At 40.5% G+C, this 22,989-nt stretch carries 28 protein-coding genes; all 28 read left to right on the top strand.

What is annotated here, in order from left to right; all coding sequences use genetic code 11:
- Positions 1 to 143 precede the first annotated feature (143 nt).
- The 28 genes from trmFO to flhB all read left to right on the top strand — a co-directional run bounded on the left by trmFO (position 144) and on the right by flhB (position 22,866).
- Positions 144 to 1,451, top strand: coding sequence for an FADH(2)-oxidizing methylenetetrahydrofolate--tRNA-(uracil(54)-C(5))-methyltransferase TrmFO (gene trmFO / locus NR125_RS02605; protein WP_009330769.1), 1,308 nt, complete (start codon positions 144 to 146; stop codon positions 1,449 to 1,451).
- A gap of 64 nt (positions 1,452 to 1,515) precedes the next feature.
- Positions 1,516 to 2,418: a tyrosine recombinase XerC gene (gene xerC / locus NR125_RS02600; RefSeq protein WP_019381760.1), complete on the top strand. Its 903-nt coding sequence runs from the start codon at positions 1,516 to 1,518 to the stop codon at positions 2,416 to 2,418.
- Between the two features lie 72 nt (positions 2,419 to 2,490).
- Positions 2,491 to 3,033 (top strand): ATP-dependent protease subunit HslV, encoded by a 543-nt coding sequence (hslV, locus tag NR125_RS02595; protein ID WP_009330767.1) that lies wholly within the window; start codon positions 2,491 to 2,493, stop codon positions 3,031 to 3,033.
- Positions 3,034 to 3,051: 18 nt separating this feature from the next.
- On the top strand, positions 3,052 to 4,455 hold the full coding sequence (hslU, locus tag NR125_RS02590; RefSeq protein ID WP_009330766.1) for an ATP-dependent protease ATPase subunit HslU: 1,404 nt from the start codon (positions 3,052 to 3,054) through the stop codon (positions 4,453 to 4,455).
- A gap of 136 nt (positions 4,456 to 4,591) precedes the next feature.
- Entirely contained in the window at positions 4,592 to 5,371 is a 780-nt protein-coding gene (gene codY / locus NR125_RS02585; protein ID WP_009330765.1) for a GTP-sensing pleiotropic transcriptional regulator CodY, read from the top strand.
- 430 nt (positions 5,372 to 5,801) lie between these two features.
- Positions 5,802 to 6,197, top strand: a complete 396-nt coding sequence (gene flgB / locus NR125_RS02580) for a flagellar basal body rod protein FlgB (RefSeq protein ID WP_009330764.1) — start codon at positions 5,802 to 5,804, stop codon at positions 6,195 to 6,197.
- A gap of 2 nt (positions 6,198 to 6,199) precedes the next feature.
- Complete coding sequence (gene flgC / locus NR125_RS02575) at positions 6,200 to 6,652, top strand: flagellar basal body rod protein FlgC (protein WP_009330763.1); 453 nt, start codon at positions 6,200 to 6,202, stop codon at positions 6,650 to 6,652.
- Positions 6,653 to 6,664: 12 nt separating this feature from the next.
- A complete protein-coding gene (gene fliE, locus NR125_RS02570) occupies positions 6,665 to 6,970 on the top strand; it encodes a flagellar hook-basal body complex protein FliE (protein ID WP_009330762.1) in 306 nt (101 codons plus the stop codon).
- Between the two features lie 152 nt (positions 6,971 to 7,122).
- Complete coding sequence (gene fliF / locus NR125_RS02565; RefSeq protein WP_071156618.1) at positions 7,123 to 8,724, top strand: flagellar basal-body MS-ring/collar protein FliF; 1,602 nt, start codon at positions 7,123 to 7,125, stop codon at positions 8,722 to 8,724.
- A gap of 12 nt (positions 8,725 to 8,736) precedes the next feature.
- Positions 8,737 to 9,753, top strand: coding sequence for a flagellar motor switch protein FliG (gene fliG / locus NR125_RS02560; protein ID WP_009330760.1), 1,017 nt, complete (start codon positions 8,737 to 8,739; stop codon positions 9,751 to 9,753).
- On the top strand, positions 9,737 to 10,522 hold the full coding sequence (fliH, locus tag NR125_RS02555; RefSeq protein WP_009330759.1) for a flagellar assembly protein FliH: 786 nt from the start codon (positions 9,737 to 9,739) through the stop codon (positions 10,520 to 10,522). Before fliG ends, fliH begins: the two co-directional genes overlap by 17 nt.
- On the top strand, positions 10,519 to 11,835 hold the full coding sequence (gene fliI / locus NR125_RS02550) for a flagellar protein export ATPase FliI (protein WP_009330758.1): 1,317 nt from the start codon (positions 10,519 to 10,521) through the stop codon (positions 11,833 to 11,835). The genes fliH and fliI overlap by 4 nt, the downstream gene beginning before the upstream one ends.
- Before the next feature lie 3 nt (positions 11,836 to 11,838).
- Positions 11,839 to 12,282, top strand: coding sequence for a flagellar export protein FliJ (gene fliJ / locus NR125_RS02545; RefSeq protein ID WP_009330757.1), 444 nt, complete (start codon positions 11,839 to 11,841; stop codon positions 12,280 to 12,282).
- Positions 12,283 to 12,290: 8 nt separating this feature from the next.
- Positions 12,291 to 12,902, top strand: coding sequence for a MotE family protein (locus NR125_RS02540; RefSeq protein WP_009330756.1), 612 nt, complete (start codon positions 12,291 to 12,293; stop codon positions 12,900 to 12,902).
- A gap of 29 nt (positions 12,903 to 12,931) precedes the next feature.
- Positions 12,932 to 14,185 (top strand): flagellar hook-length control protein FliK, encoded by a 1,254-nt coding sequence (locus NR125_RS02535; protein WP_009330755.1) that lies wholly within the window; start codon positions 12,932 to 12,934, stop codon positions 14,183 to 14,185.
- 12 nt (positions 14,186 to 14,197) lie between these two features.
- Entirely contained in the window at positions 14,198 to 14,650 is a 453-nt protein-coding gene (flgD, locus tag NR125_RS02530) for a flagellar hook assembly protein FlgD (RefSeq protein WP_009330754.1), read from the top strand.
- A 14-nt stretch (positions 14,651 to 14,664) separates the two neighbouring features.
- Positions 14,665 to 15,054: a TIGR02530 family flagellar biosynthesis protein gene (locus NR125_RS02525; RefSeq protein ID WP_071156616.1), complete on the top strand. Its 390-nt coding sequence runs from the start codon at positions 14,665 to 14,667 to the stop codon at positions 15,052 to 15,054.
- A gap of 77 nt (positions 15,055 to 15,131) precedes the next feature.
- Positions 15,132 to 15,938, top strand: coding sequence for a flagellar basal body rod protein FlgG (gene flgG / locus NR125_RS02520; protein WP_009330752.1), 807 nt, complete (start codon positions 15,132 to 15,134; stop codon positions 15,936 to 15,938).
- Between the two features lie 54 nt (positions 15,939 to 15,992).
- Positions 15,993 to 16,217, top strand: coding sequence for a flagellar FlbD family protein (locus tag NR125_RS02515; RefSeq protein ID WP_009330751.1), 225 nt, complete (start codon positions 15,993 to 15,995; stop codon positions 16,215 to 16,217).
- Positions 16,204 to 16,632 (top strand): flagellar basal body-associated protein FliL, encoded by a 429-nt coding sequence (gene fliL / locus NR125_RS02510; RefSeq protein WP_019381766.1) that lies wholly within the window; start codon positions 16,204 to 16,206, stop codon positions 16,630 to 16,632. Before NR125_RS02515 ends, fliL begins: the two co-directional genes overlap by 14 nt.
- 40 nt (positions 16,633 to 16,672) lie before the next feature.
- Positions 16,673 to 17,671, top strand: a complete 999-nt coding sequence (fliM, locus tag NR125_RS02505; RefSeq protein WP_009330749.1) for a flagellar motor switch protein FliM — start codon at positions 16,673 to 16,675, stop codon at positions 17,669 to 17,671.
- Complete coding sequence (fliY, locus tag NR125_RS02500; protein WP_009330748.1) at positions 17,661 to 18,959, top strand: flagellar motor switch phosphatase FliY; 1,299 nt, start codon at positions 17,661 to 17,663, stop codon at positions 18,957 to 18,959. Before fliM ends, fliY begins: the two co-directional genes overlap by 11 nt.
- A gap of 18 nt (positions 18,960 to 18,977) precedes the next feature.
- A complete protein-coding gene (locus tag NR125_RS02495; protein ID WP_009330747.1) occupies positions 18,978 to 19,340 on the top strand; it encodes a response regulator in 363 nt (120 codons plus the stop codon).
- A 26-nt stretch (positions 19,341 to 19,366) separates the two neighbouring features.
- Entirely contained in the window at positions 19,367 to 20,053 is a 687-nt protein-coding gene (locus NR125_RS02490) for a flagellar biosynthetic protein FliO (RefSeq protein ID WP_071156612.1), read from the top strand.
- Positions 20,046 to 20,711 (top strand): flagellar type III secretion system pore protein FliP, encoded by a 666-nt coding sequence (gene fliP, locus NR125_RS02485; protein ID WP_009330745.1) that lies wholly within the window; start codon positions 20,046 to 20,048, stop codon positions 20,709 to 20,711. Before NR125_RS02490 ends, fliP begins: the two co-directional genes overlap by 8 nt.
- A 17-nt stretch (positions 20,712 to 20,728) precedes the next feature.
- Positions 20,729 to 20,998 carry a flagellar biosynthesis protein FliQ gene (gene fliQ, locus NR125_RS02480; RefSeq protein ID WP_009330744.1) on the top strand — a complete coding sequence of 90 codons (270 nt, stop codon included), beginning with the start codon at positions 20,729 to 20,731 and terminating at the stop codon, positions 20,996 to 20,998.
- Between the two features lie 4 nt (positions 20,999 to 21,002).
- Positions 21,003 to 21,779, top strand: coding sequence for a flagellar biosynthetic protein FliR (gene fliR, locus NR125_RS02475; protein ID WP_009330743.1), 777 nt, complete (start codon positions 21,003 to 21,005; stop codon positions 21,777 to 21,779).
- Position 21,780: 1 nt separating this feature from the next.
- The gene (gene flhB, locus NR125_RS02470) at positions 21,781 to 22,866 is read left to right on the top strand and encodes a flagellar biosynthesis protein FlhB (protein WP_009330742.1); all 1,086 of its coding nucleotides are present in this window, start codon (positions 21,781 to 21,783) and stop codon (positions 22,864 to 22,866) included.
- Positions 22,867 to 22,989: the final 123 nt, after the last annotated feature.

Here is a 22,989-nt window from a genome sequence, read left to right as displayed (position 1 = left end):
TCGTTCACGAAACTTTTTTATTTTTAAATCGTATTGTAAAATGGCAAAATGAATAAGAACAGGGTAAAGTAAGAGAGACTGTTTTTAAAAAATATAAATTAATCATGACATCGTCATCATAAGTATATATGGAGGTTCATTTTATGAAAGATACAGCAGTAAATGTAATAGGAGCGGGATTAGCAGGCAGTGAGGCCGCGTGGCAGCTGGCCAGCAGGGGAATAAAAGTAAAGCTCTATGAAATGAGGCCAGTAAGGCAGACTCCTGCCCACCACACAGATAAATTTGCAGAACTTGTCTGCAGCAACTCTCTGCGTGCAAATACTTTAACAAATGCAGTTGGTGTATTAAAAGAAGAAATGCGGAAGCTGAATTCTGTTATCATTCATTCAGCTGACAGCAGTGCCGTTCCTGCTGGGGGCGCATTGGCAGTTGACCGGCATGATTTTGCCGCTCGTGTTACAGAGCAAGTCAAAAATCATCCGAATGTAACGGTAATCAACGAAGAAGTGACAGATATTCCGGAAGGGCCAACTGTAATTGCTACTGGACCGCTGACAAGTGAAGCCCTATCCGGAAAATTAAAAGAGCTGTCCGGAGAAGATTATTTATATTTTTATGATGCGGCTGCTCCAATATTAGAAAAAGACTCAATCGATATGAATAAAGTTTATTTGAAATCACGGTATGATAAGGGAGAAGCGGCATATTTGAATTGCCCTATGACAGAAGAAGAATTCGACCGTTTTTATGAGGCTCTTACCACGGCCGAAACAGTTCCATTAAAGGAATTTGAAAAGGAAATCTTTTTCGAGGGCTGTATGCCAATAGAGGTCATGGCAAACAGGGGAAAGAAAACAATGCTCTTTGGCCCGATGAAGCCGGTAGGTTTAGAAGATCCGAAAACAGGAAAAAGGCCATATGCAGTTGTTCAGCTTCGACAGGATGATGCTGCCGGAACTCTTTATAATATTGTAGGTTTCCAGACACATTTGAAATGGGGGCCGCAAAAAGAAGTAATACGCTTGATTCCTGGTCTCGAAAATGCTGAAATAGTAAGGTATGGCGTTATGCACCGGAATACATTTATCAACTCTCCAAAAGTTCTGCGCGCAACATATCAATTCAAGAACCGGGATGATTTGTTCTTTGCAGGGCAAATGACAGGGGTTGAAGGGTATGTTGAATCTGCTGCCAGCGGACTTGTGGCAGGCATCAATGCTGCAAGGCTTGTTAAAGGAGAAGATCCTATAGAGTTTCCTCATGAGACAGCGATTGGAAGCATGGCGCGTTATATTACCACTGCTAACCCGAAAAGTTTCCAGCCAATGAACGCTAATTTTGGTTTGTTTCCTGAACTTCCTGAAAAAATCAGAGGAAAAAAAGAAAGAAATGAGAAGCATGCGGAGAGAGCATTGGGAACAATTCAGAACTTTGTGAAAAATTTGTAAATTATGTTGCGTTGGGCTGCTGAGTTGTGATACTATTTAGTAGCCCTTGCGAGGTGAACATTTAATGTCTGAAAATGTGAACGTTTCTTTAAAGTTGTTTATTGAATATTTACAAATTGAGAAAAATTATTCACAATATACTATTGAGCATTACCAGCATGATATTAGTGAATTTTTTATGTTCATGGCTGAACAAGCCATTGCTGATTTAACCAAAGTCGCATATCAGGATGTCAGGATATATCTTACTGAACTTTACGATAAAAAAATGTCCCGTAAGTCAGTTGCCAGGAAAATATCAAGCTTAAGGAGCTTTTTTAAATTTTTGCTCAGAGAAGAAAAAGTCGCTGAAAATCCTTTTGCACTTGTTTCGATTCCGAAAGCGCAGAAAAAGCTGCCGGAATTTTTCTATGAGGCGGAAATGATGCAGCTTTTCAATGCTTGTGAAGCCAGCACTCCTCTAGGGCAAAGAAATAAGGCACTTCTTGAACTATTGTATGCAACCGGCATCCGCGTCAGCGAGTGCAGCCAAATCCGCTTAAAAGACCTGGATATGTATCTATCAACGGTTCTAGTCCGCGGCAAGGGCAGTAAAGAGCGGTATGTCCCTTTCGGAAGCTTTGCCCAGGATGCACTTGACACATACATAAACCATGGACGTAAAAAATTGCTTGCCAATGGGAACGTGCAGGAAAATTTGTTTCTGAATGCCCGGGGTGGTCCGCTTACAGCAAGGGGAATCAGGACTATACTGGATAGAATAATCGAGAAATCCTCCTTAACAGGCAAAATTCATCCCCATATGCTTCGCCACACATTTGCGACGCATTTAATGGCAAATGGGGCTGATATGAGAACAGTTCAGGAATTACTTGGACACGCATTTCTATCATCAACCCAGGTATATACACATGTTACGAATGAATACTTGAAAAAAACTTATATGGCCCATCATCCGCGGGCTTAGCAAAAGAAAGTCAATACCAACTAGTCTGCAGAAAAAAATCAAAGGCAATATGCTCCAAAGGAGGAGTCTTTCATGTCCGAATTTCATGCTACAACAATATTTGCTGTGCATCATAATGGAGAATGTGCAATGTCCGGCGACGGCCAGGTTACCTTTGGAAATGCAGTTGTGATGAAACACACTGCAAGAAAAGTCAGAAAGCTATTTAATGGTAAGGTGCTGGCTGGATTTGCAGGCTCAGTAGCCGATGCATTTACATTATTCGAAATGTTTGAAGGAAAACTTGAAGAGTATAATGGAAACCTTGAGAGAGCAGCTGTTGAGCTTGCAAAAGAGTGGAGAAGCGATAAGGTTTTGCGCAAGCTCGAAGCAATGCTTATTGTTATGAATACGGATAGTCTGCTGCTTATCTCCGGTACAGGTGAAGTGATTGAGCCGGATGATGGAATTCTGGCTATTGGATCAGGAGGCAACTATGCCCTCGCAGCTGGAAGATCTTTAAAGAGATTTGCAGGCGAACACCTGTCAGCAAGAGAAATTGCGAAGGCCTCGCTTGAAATGGCTGCGGAAATATGTGTATATACAAACCACAACATCATTGTGGAAGAACTCTAATAAAAGGAGTGCTGTTGCATGGGTAAAGGAACAAATTTAACTCCCCGCCAAATTGTTGAGCGTTTGGATCAATTTATCATCGGTCAAAAAGATGCAAAAAAAGCAGTCGCTGTTGCACTTAGAAATCGCTATCGCCGCAGCTTGCTTGAAGAAAAATTACGGGATGAAGTAAATCCTAAAAATATACTGATGATTGGCCCGACTGGTGTAGGAAAGACTGAAATTGCGCGCAGAATGGCTAAATTGGTCGGTGCACCATTTGTTAAAGTGGAGGCAACCAAATTCACCGAGGTCGGATATGTGGGCAGGGATGTTGAATCCATGGTCAGGGACCTTGTAGAAACATCCGTCCGTTTGGTTAAAGAAGAGAAGATGGCCAGTGTAAAGGAAAGAGCAGAAGAAAGTGCCAACCGCCGCATACTTGAACTGCTTGTACCGGGTGCCAAAAAGGCAGCTAACTATAAAAATCCTCTCGAAATGCTATTTGGTGGAGGTAATGATCAGCAGCAGGATACGTATCAGACAGAAGATTTAAACCTCCAGGAAAAACGCAAGATTGTAAAAGAGAAGCTTGCTCTTGGCGAATTGGAAAATGAAGTTATTACCGTTGAAGTAGAGGAGCAGCAGCCTTCCATGTTTGATATGCTGCAGGGCTCTGGTATGGAGCAAATGGGCATGAATATGCAGGATGCTCTCAGCAGCCTTATGCCGAAAAAAAGGAAGAAAAGGAAACTGACTGTACGGGAAGCAAGAAAGATCTTAACAAATGAAGAAGCCCAAAAGCTGATTGATATGGACGAAGTCGGCCAGGAGGCTGTATTCCGCGCTGAACAGTCAGGAATTATTTTCATTGATGAAATCGATAAAATAGCTAGCAAAAACAGCGGAGGTTCTTCAGCTGATGTTTCAAGGGAAGGGGTTCAAAGAGACATTTTGCCGGTGGTAGAAGGTTCAACAGTAGTAACCAAATACGGTTCTGTAAAGACAGACCATGTATTGTTTATTGCTGCCGGGGCATTCCATATGGCTAAGCCTTCCGACCTGATTCCTGAATTACAGGGACGTTTTCCGATCCGTGTGGAGCTCACGAAACTAACCGTTGAAGATTTCTACAAAATACTCGTTGAGCCCGATAATGCATTAATAAAACAATATGAAGCATTATTGGTAACTGAAGGTATACAAATTGAATTTTCTGACGATGCTATTCGTAGGATTGCTCAATTTGCTTTCGAAGTTAACCAAAATACAGATAATATTGGTGCTAGGCGTCTTCATACGATCATGGAAAAACTGCTTGAGGATCTATCATTTGAAGCACCGGATGTCACAATGGAAAAAATCACAATTACCCCTCAGTATGTTGAGGAGAAACTGGGAGCCATTTCCCGCAATAAGGATTTAAGCCAGTTTATTCTATGACCCATTGTTTAAAGAACCATGTCATAGGGTACACGAGGAATGAATCTTAAATTTTTTACGAATCTTCAAGAAGTAATAAGTTATTTAATCTTAACAAAATATATGTTTATGGTTGTAGCAAATAGGAGGAAATACAATGGATTTATTAACAAAAACAAGAAAAATTAATGCAATGCTCCAAAGAGCGGCCGGAAAACCGGTTAACTTCAAAGAAATGTCAGAAACACTAAGTGATGTAATCGAAGCAAATATCTTCGTAGTGAGCCGAAGAGGCAAACTGCTTGGATTTGCTGTAAACCAGCAAATTGAAAATGAGCGTATGAAGCAAATGCTTGCAGATCGTCAATTCCCTGAAGAATATACTAAAAATTTATTTAACATCCAGGAAACTTCATCAAATCTGGGTGTAGAAAGCGAATATACTGCATTCCCGGTTGAAAACAAGGATCTTTTCGCAAGCGGTTTGACTACTATTGTTCCAATCATCGGCGGCGGTGAGCGTCTGGGTACATTAATTCTTGCCAGATTACAGGAACAGTTCCATGATGATGATTTAATTCTTGCTGAATATGGTGCTACTGTAGTTGGTATGGAAATCCTTCGTGAAAAAGCTGAAGAAATTGAAGAAGAAGCACGCAGCAAGGCTGTTGTACAAATGGCAATCAGTTCACTTTCATACAGTGAGCTGGAAGCGATCGAGCATATCTTTGAAGAGCTTAATGGCAACGAAGGGCTTCTTGTAGCATCAAAAATTGCTGATCGTGTAGGCATTACGCGTTCAGTAATCGTAAATGCTCTAAGAAAACTGGAAAGTGCAGGGGTTATTGAATCCCGCTCTTTAGGTATGAAAGGTACTTATATCAAAGTTCTAAACGATAAGTTTCTGGTTGAATTAGAAAAACTTAAATCTAACTAATATAGTCCTCTAAAACCCGTCCTTAAATGACGGGTTTTTTTATTACAAATAGATTACATAAGCTGTTGGTAAATTTATGCATTTTTATCATTTTTTATAAGGATTTTAGACTTATTTTACATTATAAGCATTTGCCATGTTTATAATAGATAGTTCAAAAGAACCACGAAGAGGATGTAGGTAAATTTCAGTTGGGAGAAAGAATCATGTGCCATTGGTAATTAATAGAAATAAATCAATATAACTTTCAGCATATTTAAAGGATTTGCGGAAAATAGGACAAAAGAATCATTAAAATTAACCTTATGTTCATAGACATATTATTTCATATTCATTACAATAATGTTTATGATGACATAATTTGTCCATTATCACCAAATTTCTACAATAATTACCATGATAAAAATTGTTTTTATATGAGGTGTTATGATTGAAACTGTTTTCAGGCACTATATCAACTTTAGAAAAAGCATTGGATTACTCTTCGCTGAAGCAAAAGGTAATATCTCAAAATATTGCAAATGCAGACACTCCAAACTATAAAGCAAAAGATGCAAGCTTTAAAGAGGCTTTTCAGAGCGCTCTAGAAGGATCAATGGAAGCAAACAAAAGTGACATCAGGCATTACGATTTTAAGAATGGATTATCCTCAGCGCAAGGTGTAATTACAAAACGCAATGCTTCTTACAATCATAATGGCAATAGTGTAGATGTAGATAAGGAAATGGCGGAATTAGCTACAAATCAGATTTACTATAATGCAGTGATTGAACGGGTTAGCGGCAAGTTTTCTAGTCTGCAGAATGTATTGCGGGGAGGAAAATAGTAATGTCTATGTTTCATAGTATGAATAACACAGCATCGGCACTTACTGCCCAAAGGCTCCGCATGGATGTAATTTCTTCTAATATGGCCAATGCGGACTCTACCAGAAGTGTGAATGGAGATGGACCCTACAGAAGGAAATCAGTAGTATTGGAACCGAAAGAAGGACAATTTTCATCTTTTTTAAATATGGCAATGAGCCGAAGAGGCGAAAGCTCTGCAGGAAACGGTGTAAAGGTATCAAGAATTGTAGAAGATCGGGAGACGCCAACTAAAATGGTTTATGATCCCACCCATGCCGATGCTAATGAGGATGGATATGTTGAAATGCCAAATGTGGACCCTTTAAGAGAAATGACGGATCTAATTAGTGCGACAAGATCTTATGAAGCCAATGTAACTGTTTTTAATGCCTCTAAAGGCATGATGATGAAAGCCTTGGAAATCGGCAAATAAGGAGAACGTTAAATGAATAATGTAACTTTTATGCCAGTGAATGCTTTAAAGCCTGCTGAAAATCAAAAGACTCATACATATACAGCATTCGATGCTCAGCAAAGTTTTTCGTCCGTTTTAAAGCAATCAATTGAAAAAATTAATAATGCACAGATTCAGTCAGATGTTATGACTGAAAAGCTAGCAAAGGGAGAAAATGTCGATCTTCACCAGGTGATGATTACATCACAGAAAGCGAGCATTACAATGCAGGCTGCACTGGAAATCAGAAATAAAGTAATTGAAGCTTATCAGGAAGCGATGAGAATGCAAGTTTAATTTTACAGCTGTTCCCTTGGAATAAAAATTAAAAAAATTGAAAGGATCCACTTATGGTGAGATTTTTTCAATTTTTTCATGAATGAAAATGATTAAAGCTAAAAACTAGTTATGGCGGTTATTAGCTTAGACAGAATAACCGGAGGATTGTAATGAATGAGACACTACAGAGATATATAGGTAAAGTGAAAGAATACTGGAGCAGCAGGACAAAAAAACAAAAGACGGTTATGATTGGTGCCGCTGCGATATGTATATTGCTGATTGCGGCTGCCGCATTCCTAAGTACTAGGACTACTCTAGTTCCTCTTTATAGCAATTTAACTCCCTCGGAGACTGGGACGATCAAAGAAAGTCTCGATACCAGGGGCGTTGTATCTGAAATTGCAGATGGGGGAACAACGATCAAAGTACCTGAAGAGGCAGTGGATTCTCTGAAGGTAGAACTGGCAGCTGAAGGAATTCCGAAATCCGGAAGCATTGATTACTCATTTTTCAGCCAGAATGCCGGCATCGGTATGACTGAAAACGAATTTAATGTTCTAAAGCTTGAAGCAATGCAGACTGAGCTTGCGAATTTGATGAAAGGGATCGATGGAGTAAACGATGCCAAGGTAATGATTAACCTTCCGGAGAAAGGCATCTTTGTAAATGATTCTTCGGAGGAAGCATCTGCCTCTATTGTTCTTAACACCAAGCCAGGCTATCAATTTGAAGAATCGCAAATCCAGGCGCTTTATCACCTGGCTGCGAAAAGTATACCAAATCTTCCCACTGATAATATCGTCATTACCAATCAGTTTTTTGAGTATTTTGACTTAAAAAATAAACAAAATTCTTCATCAGAAAGCACTTTTGCAGCACAGCACGAAATTAAAAAAGAAATAGAACGCGATGTACAGCGCCAGGTGCAAAATATGCTGGGCACTTTAATGGGGCAGGATAAGGTTGTTGTATCTGTAACCGCTGATATTGACTTCACACAGGAAAACAGGGAAGAAAACCTGGTTACGCCTGTTGATGAAGAAAATATGGAAGGTATAGCTATCAGTGCTCAAAAGATTACGGAGACTTTTACCGGCAATGGCGAAGGGGCAGGAGGAACTCCGGCGCTGGGAGGAAACGATGAACCAGCTGGGACAGATTCATATGTAGCGACCGGGGATTCAAGCGGTGATTATGAACGGATAGAAGAGACTATTAATAATGAAGTAAATAAAATCCGCAGGGAAATTGTCGAAAGCCCGTATAAAGTCAGAGACCTAGGCATTCAGGTAATGGTGGAGCCGCCGACGGCAGATGATCCTGCATCACTTCCGCAGGAAAGAATTAATGATATTACCCAGATACTTGGGACTGTTGTTCGTACAACCATTAATAAGGATGCTGCAGCTGATGCAGAATTAACAGATGAGGCAATTCAGGATAAGATTGTCGTCTCAGTACAGCCTTTCAATGGTAAAGTTGAGTTCACAAATGAGACAAGCACCAGCATTCCTTGGTGGATTTATGCAATCGGAGGAGTACTGCTTTTAATCATTGTTCTATTAATCTTCCTTTTTGTTAAAGCGAGAAAGAGGCAGAAGCAAGAAGAAGAGATGGAAGTACAAACTGCAGAGACATTCAATCTTCCGGATGTAAATGAAGAGCATGAAACAGAAAGTACAGTGAGACGCAAGCAGCTGGAAAAAATGGCGAAGGAAAAGCCTGAAGACTTTGCAAAACTGCTTCGCACTTGGATCGCAGAAGACTAAGGAGGATGAAAAATGCCAAAAAAAGAGCAAAGAGAACTAACAGGTAAACAAAAAGCGGCAATTCTTCTTATTTCACTTGGTCCTGATGTTGCATCCTCTGTTTATAAACATTTAAGCGAGGATGAAATTGAGAAGCTTACACTGGAAATCTCCGGGGTCAGAAAAGTTGATTCGTTTGCTAAAGAAGAAATACTTGAAGAATTCCATCAAATTGCACTGGCACAGGACTATATCACTCAGGGCGGTATTGGTTATGCGAAAACAGTTCTCGAGAAAGCACTTGGCACCGAGCAGGCTTCAGCCATTATTAACAGATTGACGTCTTCCCTTCAGGTAAGGCCATTCGATTTTGCCAGAAAGGCAGATCCGGCACAAATTTTGAATTTCATACAAAATGAACATCCGCAAACAATCTCATTGATCTTGTCCTATCTGGATCCAGCGCAGGCCGGGCAAATCCTGTCAGAGCTGCCGCAGGAAATGCAGGCGGATATTGCAAGAAGGATTGCCGTTATGGATAGTACATCTCCGGAAATTATCAATGAAGTTGAACAGATTCTCGAGAGAAAGCTGTCTTCTACTGTAACACAGGATTATACTCAGACTGGCGGAATTGAATCAGTTGTCGATGTTCTTAATGGGGTTGACCGGGCGACAGAAAGGACTATTCTGGATGCACTGGAGATTCAGGATCCAGAGCTTGCTGAGGAAATTAAGAAGAGAATGTTTGTATTTGAGGACATCGTAACGCTTGATAGCCGCGCCATCCAGCGTGTTATCCGCGACTGTGAAAGTGAGGACCTCATGCTTTCATTGAAGGTGTCCAGTGATGAAGTTAAGGAAATCGTCTTTAAAAATATGTCATCCAGAATGGTTGAAACCTTTAAGGACGAGATGGAATATATGGGTCCTGTAAGATTAAGAGATGTTGAGGAAGCTCAATCAAGAATAGTCGGCATTATCCGAAGACTAGAAGAATCAGGAGAGATCATCGTCGCTCGCGGCGGAGGGGATGATATTATTGTCTAGGCTTATTAAATCATATTCTTCCGCAGTGCCGAAAGAAGAAAAGAAAGTCATTTCTATTAGACTTCTGCAAAGCAATTCAAATCAAATTGCTGATGCAATGGAGCAAAACGCGGTTAGAACTGACGAAGAACTTCAGGCCATGCTGAAAAGTGCCCGTGAGGAAGCTGAAAGGATTGTGAATACTGCGAGAGTAGATTCAGAAAATATGACACGGCAAATTGAGGAGCAGCTAGGAGCGCTAGAAAAGGAAAAACAAAAGGTTCTTGAGGAAGCCCGCTCTGAGGGATTTGCTGCTGGAGCTGATGAAGGCAGACAAAGCGGTCTCCGGGAATACAGCGAACTGATTCATATGGCAAGAGAAGTTGTAAACTCAGCCAAACATGATTATCAGCAGCATATCGAATCATCAGAACAGACCATTCTAAATTTGGGGTTAAAGGTTGCAGAAAGAATTCTTGGAGAAGTTCTTGAACAAAATAGTGACAAATTCCTTTCCATTGTAAAAAGAGCAATAAAGGAAGCGAGAGAATACACTGAGATTCAGCTCCATGTACACCCTATGCATTATGATATGATTCTATCCCATAAGGATGAACTAACCAGGGTATTTCCAAAAGAGACAGATTTATATATATATCCAAATGAGGAACTAAGCAACACAAGCTGCATTATTGAATCAGCAAATGGACGAATTGAGGCCAGTGTTGACAGCCAGTTAGAAGAAATAAAAAGAAAACTCTTTGAGATGCTGGAGAGTGAACTCAATTGAAACTTGAACAGCTGATCCACGAGGTGGATAAAATTGATAGCTTTAAGCGTTTTGGCAGAGTAAAAAGAGTAGTCGGTTTGATGATTGAGTCTCAAGGTCCGGAAAGTTCAATAGGGGATGTATGCATTATTCATATTGGCAAAGGACGGACAAGAAGGATCCAGGCTGAAGTAGTCGGTTTCAAGAATGAGAATGTGATTCTTATGCCTTATACAGACGTACAGGATATTTCACCAGGCTCTCTTGTCGAGACAACCTCGAGACCTCTTGAGGTGAAAATTGGTCCTGCTCTTATAGGAAAGGCAATAGACTCACTGGGACAGCCTCTTGATGGGGGAAATTTGCCAAAGGGTTTAACGCCAGTACTAACCGAACAAACGCCTCCTAATCCTTTGAAAAGACCGCCAATCTCTGAACCTATTGAAGTAGGAGTAAGGATGATCGATAGCATGCTTACAGTTGGAAACGGGCAGCGGGTCGGGATATTTGCCGGAAGCGGTGTCGGAAAAAGTACACTTCTTGGAATGATAGCCCGCAATACTAATGCAGATTTAAATGTGATAGCACTTATTGGTGAGAGGGGCAGAGAGGTTAGGGAGTTTATTGAGAGGGATCTCGGCCCGGAAGGATTAAAAAGGTCCATCGTGGTGGCAGCTACGTCAGACCAGCCGGCACTCATGAGAATTAAAGGTGCATACACTGCCACAGCAATTGCTGAGTATTTCAGGGACAAAGGCTTAAATGTCATGTTAATGATGGATTCAGTAACCAGGGTGGCTATGGCGCAGCGTGAAGTCGGCCTCGCAGTCGGTGAACCGCCAACAACAAAAGGATATACACCTTCGGTTTTCGCTGTTCTTCCTAAGCTGCTTGAAAGAACAGGAACAAATGAATATGGCTCTATAACTGCATTTTATACCGTATTGGTCGACGGTGACGACATGAATGAACCAATCGCTGATACAGTCAGGGGAATCCTGGATGGACACTTTGTTCTGGATCGGGCGTTAGCGAACAAAGGGCAATATCCGGCTATTAATGTCCTGAAAAGTGTAAGCCGGGTTATGAACCATATTGCAGATGCCTCCCATATTAAATCAGCAGAAAAAGTAAGGGAACTGCTTAGCACATATATAAATGCAGAGGATTTGATTAATATTGGAGCCTACAAGCGCGGATCATCGATGGAAATAGACGAAGCCATTCGATTATATCCTTCGATTATCTCTTTCTTGAAACAAGAAACGAATGAAAAAATTTCTATCTTGGAAAGCATTGGCCAATTAAAAGGATTAGCTGGAAAAGGGGAATAAAAATTGCAGTATCAATTTAAGTTCAATAAAATCTTGAAGATAAAAGAAAGAGAAAAAGATCAGGCGTTTGATGTATACAATCAGGCTGTCAAACGATTTGAAGAAACTGCCAGGAAACTGTACGATCTTCTGAAAAAGAAAGAGGATCTGGAGGAATATCAGCAATCAAGACTGGCTGAAGGTCTTCCGGTTCAGGAAATCAGGCATCACCAGCATTTTGTGAGCAGCCTTGAAAAAACCATTGACCATTATCAAAAAATGGTCGCCAATGCGCGAACCCAAATGAATTTCCAGCAGGAAAAACTAATGGAAAAGAATATTGAAGTAAAGAAATATGAAAAAATGCAGGAAAAAGATTTAACTGGCTTTTTGGAAAGCATGAAACAAGCAGAAGGAAGGCAAATGGATGATATCTCGATTCAGCTGTATATGAATCGAGGAAATTAGGTGGTTAAATGGAAAGAATGCCAGAAGAACAAGAGACACCCAAAACAAGCAGGTTTCAATGGTTTATATTCGTTTTCTTGATTCCGATCCTTTTCGGAATAACTGTAGCCCTGCTGGTTTTTACATTATCAGGAAACAATATTTTTGAAACAGCCAGAGAATATAGCCAAAAGGTGCCATTTTTAGCTTCCGTTTTTGATGACAAGAAATCCCATTCACAGGAAGTGATGGAGGAGGAGCTCATCGGACTGCAGGCAGAAGTTAAGGATCGAGAAGCAAGGATATCTCAACTGGAAAGCCAGCTTGACAGCAAAGACCTGGAATTAGAAAGAGCAGGGCTCGAAAAGCAGAGGCTGGAAGAAGAAATCAACGAGCTTACGGCAATAAAGGAAGAAAACAAGCGAGCATTTAAAGATATCGTAAAGACCTATGAAAATATTTCCGCTAAAAAAGCAGCACCCATTTTAACAGAGATGAAGGATGAAGAAGCTGTAAAAATATTATCAAATGTTAATTCTGACACGCTGGCTGCCATTATGGAGAAGATGAACCCGGAGGATGCAGCACGGTATACAGCACTCCTGACCGCTGCCAAAGAAAAAAGCGGTTCGAATAATTAACAAAAAGTCTTGAGAGGAGGTGAATTTAAGTGCAAATCGGAGGATTAGGATTTATTCAGGCACAATATTCATCGGAAGATAAAAGATCTCTTCAAGATATGAGCAGCACTGGTTTTGGGAGTCTTTTCTTTTCTTTAACCGGAACTGCCAAACCGCAAGCAGAAAGCTTACCTGCAGCAGCTGATGAGGAGAAGATCGAACAGTTAAAAGAATTAATGGAGTTTCTTAAAGTGAGTGAGATCACCGAATTAGAAAACGGAAGTGGGCTTTTGGAGAAGATTTCCCTGCAAACAGAATCTGACATTATAGTGGTCATTTCAGAGCAGCTAAATCTTTCACAGGAAGAATTGGTGCAGATGCTGGAGGGTTTTATGGACCAGGTTCTGCCGGGTGTAAAGCTTGAAGATGTATATTCTGTAGAAGATTTAGATGGTGTCAGCAAAATCCAATTATTAATTTCAGCAATCTCAAATTTTGATCAGAAAGAAGGCATGATCCTGCAGGGAAAAGATTTTAGCGGAGCATTAAAAGCTTTGAAATTGTTTGATATTCTATCTGCAAAGAAGGATTTTTTCAGCAGCAAAATCAATCTGAAGGAATTTCTAAATCATGTCCAAGTAAAAATTGATGGGTTAATAAACAGTACTTCTGTTGATAAAGGCAGTATGATACAAAAGGTTTTTACCCCGCTTGCAAACGAATTAAACACTGCAAAACAACAAAATAGCTCTGCTAATGAAAATTTGGGTAAGGGAGCCTATAAAATCATTAACAGACCGGAAACTGCTTTGCAGGGATTCGTTCAGGTCCAATCATTTTCAAAACCGGAACAGATGGCTCTGCTGAATCCGCAGGGAAGGACAGTAAGTCCAGATCAGCTTATGCAGCAATTTGAAAACATATTATCCAAGAGCAGCTTTCTCAAAACGGGAGGAACACAAAAGTTATTTATCAAGCTGAATCCTGAACATCTTGGAGCGCTGCGCATAGAGCTTATTCAAAAGGACTCTGCAATGATTGCCAGGATACTTACATCAACTGGCTCCGCCAAAGAAATTCTTGATTCACATATTAATGGTCTAAAGCAGGCCTTCAGTTCACAAAACATTCAGATTGAGAGAATTGAAATCTCTCAGCAAATGACGCAGCAGGATCGCTCCTTTAACAGGGACCCCCAGCAGCAGGAACAGAGGCAGCAGCAGAACAAGGATGAGAATGATCTGCAGCCTGAGAGCGAATTTAACAGCTCTTTTGAAGAAGCACTTCTTAATACAGAAGCATAGGAGTGATAGTAATTGGCAAACACAATAGATTCTTCCCTAATGCTATCAAACTACCAAAGCCAAACCCGAAAAACGGGATCAGATATATTAGGCAAAGATGATTTTCTAAAAATTCTAATGACACAGCTGCAAAACCAGGATCCAATGAACCCTATGCAGGACAAGGACTTTATTGCACAGATGGCAACCTTTTCATCATTGGAGCAGATGACTAATATGAATAAGACGATGGAGAAGTTAGTGGCTTTTCAGGAACAGAACCAGCTAATGACTTACAATAACTTTTTAGGCAAAAATGTCACCTGGCATAAATTGACTGAATCAAGTGAACCAAACGAGGAGCCAATTATTGAAGAGGGAACTGGAAGAGTAGTTTCTATCCAGTATAAGAATAATACAGCAGTATTTATTTTGGATGATGGAACAAAGCTTGAACCTGCAAATATTTCTCAACTAAATGAATAAAAGGAAGTGAGTGGGTGGATAAACTTATTTTTCGTCCGATCCACACCCAGCCGGTAATAACACCAAAGGGGAATGCTGTTCAAACTTCTAAGCAATCACATAATAAATTCTCTGACCACCTCCAAACAGCCTTGCAGACTGAGGGCGATTTAATTGTCAGCAAACATGCAAAGCAGAGACTTGAACAGAGAGGTATACATATAAGTGCAGAGCGGTGGAAGCAAATTGAAGAAAAGGTAAAGGAAGCCAAGGCAATGGGTGTTAAAGAATCCTTGGTATTGCTCGATAACGCAGCACTTGTAGTCAGTGCTAAGAATAATACAGTAATTACTGCGATGGATCGTAAGGAAACTCGAACACAAATATTCACTAATATTGACGGAACCATAATTCTGGATCAATAAAAATAAGGGCTGGACCTTTTAAGGAAGCCTATGCTGCCGACTGACAGAAGCAGCATTAAAGAGAGGAGCAAAAATTAATGCTACGTTCAATGTATTCAGGTATAAGCGGGATGAAAAACTTTCAGACGAAGCTGGATGTTATTGGGAATAATATTGCGAATGTTAATACATTTGGATATAAAAAAGGTCGCGTGAATTTTAAAGATATGGTGAGTCAGACTATTTCAGGTGCAACAGGAAGCGGAGAAAATTCGGGCGGTATCAATCCTAAGCAGGTAGGTCTTGGTTCGCAATTATCATCTATAGATACAATTGATACACAGGGGAGCCTGCAAACCACTGGCCGTGTATTGGATATAGGGATTCAAGGTGATGGCTACTTGATGGTTCAGCGAGGGAATAACACCTATTATACCCGCGCTGGAAATTTGTATCTTGATGATGATGCAAACCTTGTTACGGCATCAGGAGATAAAATAAAAGGAGCTGATGGGGCAGCTATCCAATTAAATGGAGGGGATGCTACCGTAATTAAAAGCTTAAGTATATCGAATGACGGAACTATAAACTTCTTAATAGATGGTAACGATACATTGCAGGCTGCCGGACCAATTGGAATAGCACGCTTTAATAATAATGGCGGTCTTGAAAAAATTGGAGACAATCTATATAAGGACACTGTAAACTCAGGTGATGCAGTCCCATTAACCCCAGGAGAAGACGGTGCAGGAATACTCGTTTCCGGAACCCTGGAAATGTCCAACGTAGACCTTTCAGAAGAATTCACTGAAATGATTACAGCTCAGCGCGGGTTCCAGGCAAATACTCGCATTATTACAACATCAGATGAAATTCTGCAGGAGCTTGTTAATTTAAAACGATAATCTAAAGGAGGGTCAGGGCTGAAGGCAAAGAATCTTTAGCCCTGAGAATAAACATTGATTAAAGTATCTCGTCTGAACGGCAAAACTTTTATATTAAATGCTTTGTACATAGAAACAGTGGAATCTTTTCCAGATACGACGATAACGCTCACAAATGGAAAGAAGTATGTTGTAAAGGAATCTGAAGATCAAGTCATGCAATCGATACTAGGATTCTATCAATCTGTTAATCTTCTGGGGCAGCAGCTGGCGGAGGGAAATGAAAATGAAGAACAATAAGCTGTTAATGATAATGTTGATGATGCTTGTAGCGATCACACTTGTAGGAGCTATTGCTCTGGTGATTGTGATGAAATTTTCGGGTGAGGATGAAACAAAAGAGCCGACCATTGATGATGTACTGGAAGCCTCTGTTGATATCCCGCAAATTACAGCCAATTTAGCGAGTGATGATTATATAAGGATTTCCTTTAAAATCCAGACTGAAAACAAAAAAGCTAAAGAGGAATTGCAGAAAAGAGATTTTCAGGTGAAAAACCTCATCATTCAGGAATTGTCTGAAATGAAAGCAGAGGATATACAGGGGAAAGAAGGCCAAATCAAGCTGCAGGAAGATTTGAAAACCAAAATTAACGGTTTAATGCAAGAAGGAAAGATCGTTCAGGTGTACATTACTGAATCTCTCCTCCAGTGATAACCAAATAACTAACTGCAATAGATGGAGGTGAGGATTCATGTCAGGTGAGGTTTTATCGCAAAGCGAGATTGATGCACTGCTTTCCGCTCTCTCTACAGGAGAAATGGATGCAGATGAGCTGAAAAAAGAACAAACAGAGAAAAAAGTAAAAGTTTATGATTTTAAGAGAGCATTAAGATTCTCTAAAGATCAGATTCGCAGCTTAACAAGAATACATGAGAATTTTGCCAGGCTCTTAACCACCTTTTTTTCTGCCCAGCTGAGGACCTATGTGCAGATATCGGTTGCTTCTGCGGATCAGATACCATATGAGGAATTTATCCGGTCCATCCCGAAAATGACAATACTTAATGTAATTGAAGTGCCGCCTCTGGATGGAAGAATTCTTATGGAAGTGAATCCAAATGTCGCCTATGCCATGATGGACAGACTGATGGGCGGCAGGGGGACAAGCATAAATAAGGTTGACAATTTAACAGAAATTGAAACAAAAATCATGTCTGCTACATTTGAAAGGGCATTTGAAAACCTAAGGGAAGCCTGGAGCACAATCGCGGATATTGATCCGCTTTTGGCTGATTTTGAGGTGAATCCGCAATTTCTGCAAATGGTCTCTCCAAATGAAACAGTCGTCGTTATTTCATTAAACACGACTATCGGGGAAACAAGCGGCATGATTAATATATGTATACCTCACGTCGTTCTCGAGCCCATTATTCCAAAGCTGTCTGTACATTATTGGATGCAGACGGACAAAAAGGAAAGGGAGCCGGAGGTCATTGCCCGGCTAGAACGAAATATTCATAAGGCGGAAGTTCCAGTCATATGTGAACTCGGCAGTTCTGACATAGCCATTCAGGATTTCTTATCTCTTGATATTGGTGATGTCATTGAGTTAAATCAGGGAATTGACCAGGCGCTCATAATAAAAGTCGGTAATATTCCTAAATTCATCGGACAGCCTGGGAAAATGAATAAAAAAATGGCCGTGCAAATTTTAGACACTGTGAAAGGGGGAGATGAGGATGATGAGTGATGATATGCTTTCGCAAGATGAAATTGATGCTCTATTAAGGGGAGCAGCTGACGACAGCGATGAAACAGAAAGTTATAATGAGGCATTTTTTCAAACTGAAGATTATCTGTCCCATATGGAGCAGGATGCGTTAGGGGAAATCGGCAATATCTCATTTGGGAGCTCTGCAACAGCATTGTCTACATTATTGAATCAGAAAGTTGATATCACAACTCCAGCTGTTTCAGTTGTTTTGCGTCAGAAATTAGCTGAGGAATTCCCGCATCCTTATGTAGCAATTCAAGTGAATTATACGGAAGGTTTCTTCGGAAGCAACCTGCTTGTAATTCAGCAATCGGATGCAGCCATCATTGCTGACTTGATGCTTGGGGGAGATGGAACCAACCCGGCTGAACTAATGGGTGAAATTCAGTTAAGCGCGGTTCAGGAGGCAATGAACCAGATGATGGGTTCTGCAGCAACTTCGATGTCAACCATCTTTGGAAAAAAGGTTGATATTTCACCGCCGGCAATTGATATACTTGATTTGCCGCAGGGAGAAGGGGCTGATCGGGTTCCTGCTGATGACATGCTTATAAGGATTTCATTCCGACTAAAAATAGGAAGTCTGATCGACTCGAATATTATGCAGCTGCTTCCTCTGGAATTTGGCAAAAGCCTAGTAAATGAATTATTGAATCCGGGTCAGGATCTTCCGGCAGATAGCGCTGTTTCAGGAGAGAATCAAGCAGCGCAAGGACAGCCCGATTATCAGGAAAGCCAGCTTCCGTTTGATAAGAAACCTGAAGTACAAACAGGCGGATTAGACAAGTCTTACACTCAAACAGGTTTTTCCGGAGAGCAGCCGGCATATTCACAGCCGGTTATGAATCAGGCATCAAGCCCTCAAAACTATATACCGGCTCAAAACCAGGCTCAGCAATCCGGTCCACAGCATTTCGGAGGCTCTTATGCAAATGGAGTACAGCCGAATGTGCAGCCGGCAGCCTTTTCGAGCTTTGAACCATACCACATGCAGGATCATGAAACAAAGAATTTAGATATGCTTTTGGATATACCGCTTCAGGTAACGGTCGAACTTGGAAGGACCAAACGTTCCGTTAAGGAAATTCTTGAACTGTCTTCAGGATCGATTATTGAACTGGATAAACTGGCAGGTGAACCTGTTGACATTCTGGTGAATAATCGATTAATCGCCCAGGGTGAAGTGGTTGTCATTGATGAAAACTTTGGTGTGAGGGTTACAGATATTATCAGCCAGAGCGACCGAATAAAAAAACTAAGATGATAAGCGGGGGTTATTAAAATGGCACATAAAATTTTAATAGTTGATGATGCAGCTTTTATGCGAATGATGATAAAAGATATTTTATCCAAGAATGGCTATGAGATAGTGGGTGAAGCTGCTGACGGTGCACAAGCAGTTGAAAAATATAAGGAAACTCAGCCTGATCTTGTCACAATGGATATTACCATGCCGGAAATGGATGGAATTACAGCTCTAAAAGAAATCAAAAAATTAAACCCGAGTGCAAAAGTCATTATGTGTTCTGCTATGGGCCAGCAGGCAATGGTCATAGATGCCATTCAGGCTGGCGCCAAGGATTTTATCGTAAAACCTTTCCAGGCTGATAGAGTGCTTGAGGCAATCGGCAAAACTTTGGGCTAGTGATTATTCTTTTTAGAGGGTGCAAAATGGTGTTGAATGTAAAGAAAGTGATTTCTTTGCTGCTGTTGTTTTCAATTGTTCTGCTGGGCGTGCAGCCGCTGGCCCAGGCAGAGCAATTGAATAATAGTGTTAAAGAATGTATGGAAAATCCTAAGGAATGCGAGAAGCAGGAAACTAAGGAATCAAAAGATTCAAAGATAGACGAAGGGCAGACTCAGCAGGATAAAAGCGGCAAAATTGGTCTTACTTTTTGGGACTTTATAAAGATGATTTTAGCAACAGGCTTTACTATCGGACTTTTGTACGCTCTTCTAAAGTTCATTAACAAAAAAAGTAAGGTATATAACAGGTCGCAGTTAGTTGAAAACCTCGGGGGTACAGCTTTGGGTGCGAACAGATCAGTTCAGCTGATAAAAGTGGGGAATCGCATTTTTGTAGTAGGGGTAGGAGAAAATATTCAGCTGTTAAAAGAAATAGACGATTCGGAAGAATACAGTCAAATCATCAAAGAGCATAATGACAAACTGGAACAGCTTATCCGTCCAAGCGATATTGTGACAAAGGTGATGAAAAGAACACAGCAAACAGAAGGAAGCAAGCAAAGCAGCCCAAACTTCAGCTCGCTGCTCGGGATGCAGCTGGACGATATCAAAAAGGGCAGAAAGAAACTGTTTGATGAGTTAGAAAGAAAGGGCCAGAAGAAAGATGAATGAATTCATGGAGTTTTTTAATAGCAGTTCTCCTGAAAATGTATCTACATCTGTGAAGCTTTTTTTATTGCTGACGGTACTTTCTCTCGCGCCCAGTATTCTAATTTTAATGACGTGCTTCACAAGGATTATCATCGTTCTTTCCTTTGTCAGAACGGCGCTGGCTACTCAGCAAATGCCGCCGAATCAAGTTTTAATCGGCTTGTCCTTGTTCCTGACATTTTTTATAATGGCACCGACGATGCAAGAAGTGAACGAACAGGCTTTAACACCTTTATTTAATGAAGAAATTAATCTGGAAGAAGCTTATGAAAAAGCTTCAATCCCTTTTAAAGAGTTTATGAGTGCCCACACAAGACAGAAAGATTTGGCTTTATTTCTTCAATATTCCGGAGCGGAAGCGCCATCTTCCATTGAAGATATTCCGCTTACAAGTCTTGTTCCGGCATTTGCCATAAGTGAGATCAAAACAGCTTTCCAAATTGGCTTTATGATTTTTATTCCATTTCTCGTTATCGACATGGTTGTAGCCAGTGTATTAATGTCCATGGGGATGATGATGCTTCCTCCGGTTATGATTTCTTTGCCGTTTAAAATATTATTATTTGTACTTGTAGACGGCTGGTATTTAGTAGTTAAATCCCTTTTACAAAGCTTTTAAGCAGGTGAACATTCAGAATGACTCCAGAAACAGTTATATCCATTGCAGAAAGAGGGATTATCACCGTACTTATGATTTGCGGTCCCTTGCTAATTCTGGCTCTAGTAGTAGGCTTGGTTGTCAGTATCTTTCAGGCAACAACACAAATTCAGGAACAAACTCTGGCATTTATTCCTAAGATTGTAGCGGTCCTTGTAGGTGTTGTTTTCTTTGGGCCATGGATGCTTAGTCATATGCTCTCTTATGCAAATGAAATATTTTCTAATTTGACCAGGTTTGTTGGCTGATGACATGTTAGATTTTCTGCCTTCTTTTCCTGCCTTTTTACTTATTTTTGTAAGGGTGACATCTTTCTTTTTAATGATGCCCCTTTTTTCATACAGATCCATCCCGGCCGCACATAAAATTGGCCTTGGCTTCTTTCTGGCATGGATAATGTTCCTGGGAATGGATGTGCCAATGCTAGAAATTGACGGCACATATTCTCTTTTAATAATTAAAGAAGCATTAGTAGGGCTGATGGTCGGATTTATAGCGTATTTGATTCTTTCTGCGATTCAAATTGCGGGGGGATTCATTGATTTCCAGATGGGTTTTGCCATTGCAAATGTGATTGATCCTCAAACAGGCGCACAAAGTCCATTAATGGGACAGTATTTGTATACGATAGCGCTCTTTTTTCTATTAACTGTCAATGGGCATCATTTAATGCTTGATGGAGTGTTCTACAGCTACGATTTTATTCCTCTGGATCAGGCATGGATTTCTTTTGGAGATGAGGATATGGCTGAATATGTCATAAAAGCCCTGAATACAATGTTCGTTATTGCCTTTCAGATGTCCATTCCTGTTGTCGGCAGTCTATTTCTTGTAGATGTCGCATTAGGGATTGTTGCCAGGACAGTTCCGCAGCTAAATGTCTTTGTCGTCGGCCTTCCTTTGAAAATTGGCGTTAGTTTTATTGTTCTAATCATTGTTATGAGCGTATTAATGTATGCTGTTTCCCTTGCGTTTGAAACGATGCTGCAGACAATGAGAGGGCTCATGGAACTTATGGGGGGGTCATAGAATGAAGTTATTGCTCTCTTTAGATCTTCAGCTTTTTTCCGGAGAAAAAACAGAAAAAGCCACACCGAAAAAGAGGCAGGATTCCAGAAAAAAAGGACAAGTAGCAAAAAGCCAGGATGTTAATACAGCCATCGTCCTTCTTGCAGTGTTTCTGTTTCTGCTGTTTGCGGGATCGTATTTGAAGAATATCATCTTATATATTTTTACGCACTCATTTAATGATTATATGTTGATGCCGCTGACAGAGGCGAATATACAGGTAATCTTTCTCGATGTCTTAAAAGAATTGGTTCTTTTTTTAGGTCCAATTATGCTGGTTGCTATGCTGGCGGGGATTACTGCAAACTTTATGCAGGTGGGCACTCTTTTTTCAACAGAAGCTATACAGCCTAAATTGGAGAAAATGGATCCAATAAAAGGATTCAAGCGGATTTTTTCCATGAGAGCGATTGTGGAGCTGCTGAAGTCGATGCTCAAAATTGCTTTCGTAGGTGTCGCTGCGTTTGCTGTTTTATGGTTAAGGATAGATGAAATATTAATTCTTTCTCAAAAATCGGTTGGAACAGCGATGGCCACACTTGCCAGCCTGACCGTTCAAATGGGTTTAATTGCTTCAGCGGCACTCCTGTTTTTATCCGTCCTGGATTATCTATATCAAAAATATGATTTTGAAAAGAACATCCGAATGTCAAAACAGGATATTAAAGATGAGTACAAAAATATTGAAGGGGATCCATTAATAAAATCCAAGATTAAGCAGAGGCAGAGGGAAATGGCGATGAGAAGGATGATGCAGGAAGTTCCTAAAGCGGATGTGGTCATCACCAATCCAACTCATTTCGCGATAGCTCTGAGCTATGATGAAACCAAGAGTGATGCCCCCATCGTAGTGGCAAAAGGTGTTGACTTTGTTGCCCAAAAGATTAAATTAATCGCAAAGGAACATGATGTGATTGCTGTTGAAAACAGGCCGCTTGCAAGGGCTCTATACAGCCAGGCGGAAATTGGCCAGGCCATCCCTGAAGAATTTTTTAAAGCTGTTGCAGAGATTTTAGCTTATGTGTACAGAACCAAAAACAAAATTTAACCAGATAAATATTTATTAGAAATAGCTGGTCTTAGGAAGCTGTTGAATGGCTGCCAAGGCGTTTCCGCCTTTTGTAAAATAAGAAAGTATTGATCTTTGAACTGCGATAACTGTCTAGCTCCA

This window comes from Cytobacillus sp. Bac17 (assembly GCF_024519925.1).
GTDB lineage: Bacteria > Bacillota > Bacilli > Bacillales > Cytobacillaceae > Cytobacillus > Cytobacillus pseudoceanisediminis.
This window is presented reverse-complemented; position numbering and strand designations above follow the sequence as displayed.

Coding starts and splice junctions, on each gene's coding strand:
- trmFO (WP_009330769.1), top strand. CDS start 144: ATGAAAGATACAGCAGTAAATGTAATAGGAGCGGGATTAGCAGGCAGT.
- xerC (WP_019381760.1), top strand. CDS start 1,516: ATGTCTGAAAATGTGAACGTTTCTTTAAAGTTGTTTATTGAATATTTA.
- hslV (WP_009330767.1), top strand. CDS start 2,491: ATGTCCGAATTTCATGCTACAACAATATTTGCTGTGCATCATAATGGA.
- hslU (WP_009330766.1), top strand. CDS start 3,052: ATGGGTAAAGGAACAAATTTAACTCCCCGCCAAATTGTTGAGCGTTTG.
- codY (WP_009330765.1), top strand. CDS start 4,592: ATGGATTTATTAACAAAAACAAGAAAAATTAATGCAATGCTCCAAAGA.
- flgC (WP_009330763.1), top strand. CDS start 6,200: ATGTCTATGTTTCATAGTATGAATAACACAGCATCGGCACTTACTGCC.
- fliE (WP_009330762.1), top strand. CDS start 6,665: ATGAATAATGTAACTTTTATGCCAGTGAATGCTTTAAAGCCTGCTGAA.
- fliF (WP_071156618.1), top strand. CDS start 7,123: ATGAATGAGACACTACAGAGATATATAGGTAAAGTGAAAGAATACTGG.
- fliG (WP_009330760.1), top strand. CDS start 8,737: ATGCCAAAAAAAGAGCAAAGAGAACTAACAGGTAAACAAAAAGCGGCA.
- fliH (WP_009330759.1), top strand. CDS start 9,737: ATGATATTATTGTCTAGGCTTATTAAATCATATTCTTCCGCAGTGCCG.
- NR125_RS02540 (WP_009330756.1), top strand. CDS start 12,291: ATGGAAAGAATGCCAGAAGAACAAGAGACACCCAAAACAAGCAGGTTT.
- flgG (WP_009330752.1), top strand. CDS start 15,132: ATGCTACGTTCAATGTATTCAGGTATAAGCGGGATGAAAAACTTTCAG.
- fliL (WP_019381766.1), top strand. CDS start 16,204: ATGAAGAACAATAAGCTGTTAATGATAATGTTGATGATGCTTGTAGCG.
- fliM (WP_009330749.1), top strand. CDS start 16,673: ATGTCAGGTGAGGTTTTATCGCAAAGCGAGATTGATGCACTGCTTTCC.
- fliY (WP_009330748.1), top strand. CDS start 17,661: ATGATGAGTGATGATATGCTTTCGCAAGATGAAATTGATGCTCTATTA.
- NR125_RS02495 (WP_009330747.1), top strand. CDS start 18,978: ATGGCACATAAAATTTTAATAGTTGATGATGCAGCTTTTATGCGAATG.
- NR125_RS02490 (WP_071156612.1), top strand. CDS start 19,367: ATGGTGTTGAATGTAAAGAAAGTGATTTCTTTGCTGCTGTTGTTTTCA.
- fliP (WP_009330745.1), top strand. CDS start 20,046: ATGAATGAATTCATGGAGTTTTTTAATAGCAGTTCTCCTGAAAATGTA.
- fliQ (WP_009330744.1), top strand. CDS start 20,729: ATGACTCCAGAAACAGTTATATCCATTGCAGAAAGAGGGATTATCACC.
- fliR (WP_009330743.1), top strand. CDS start 21,003: ATGTTAGATTTTCTGCCTTCTTTTCCTGCCTTTTTACTTATTTTTGTA.
- flhB (WP_009330742.1), top strand. CDS start 21,781: ATGAAGTTATTGCTCTCTTTAGATCTTCAGCTTTTTTCCGGAGAAAAA.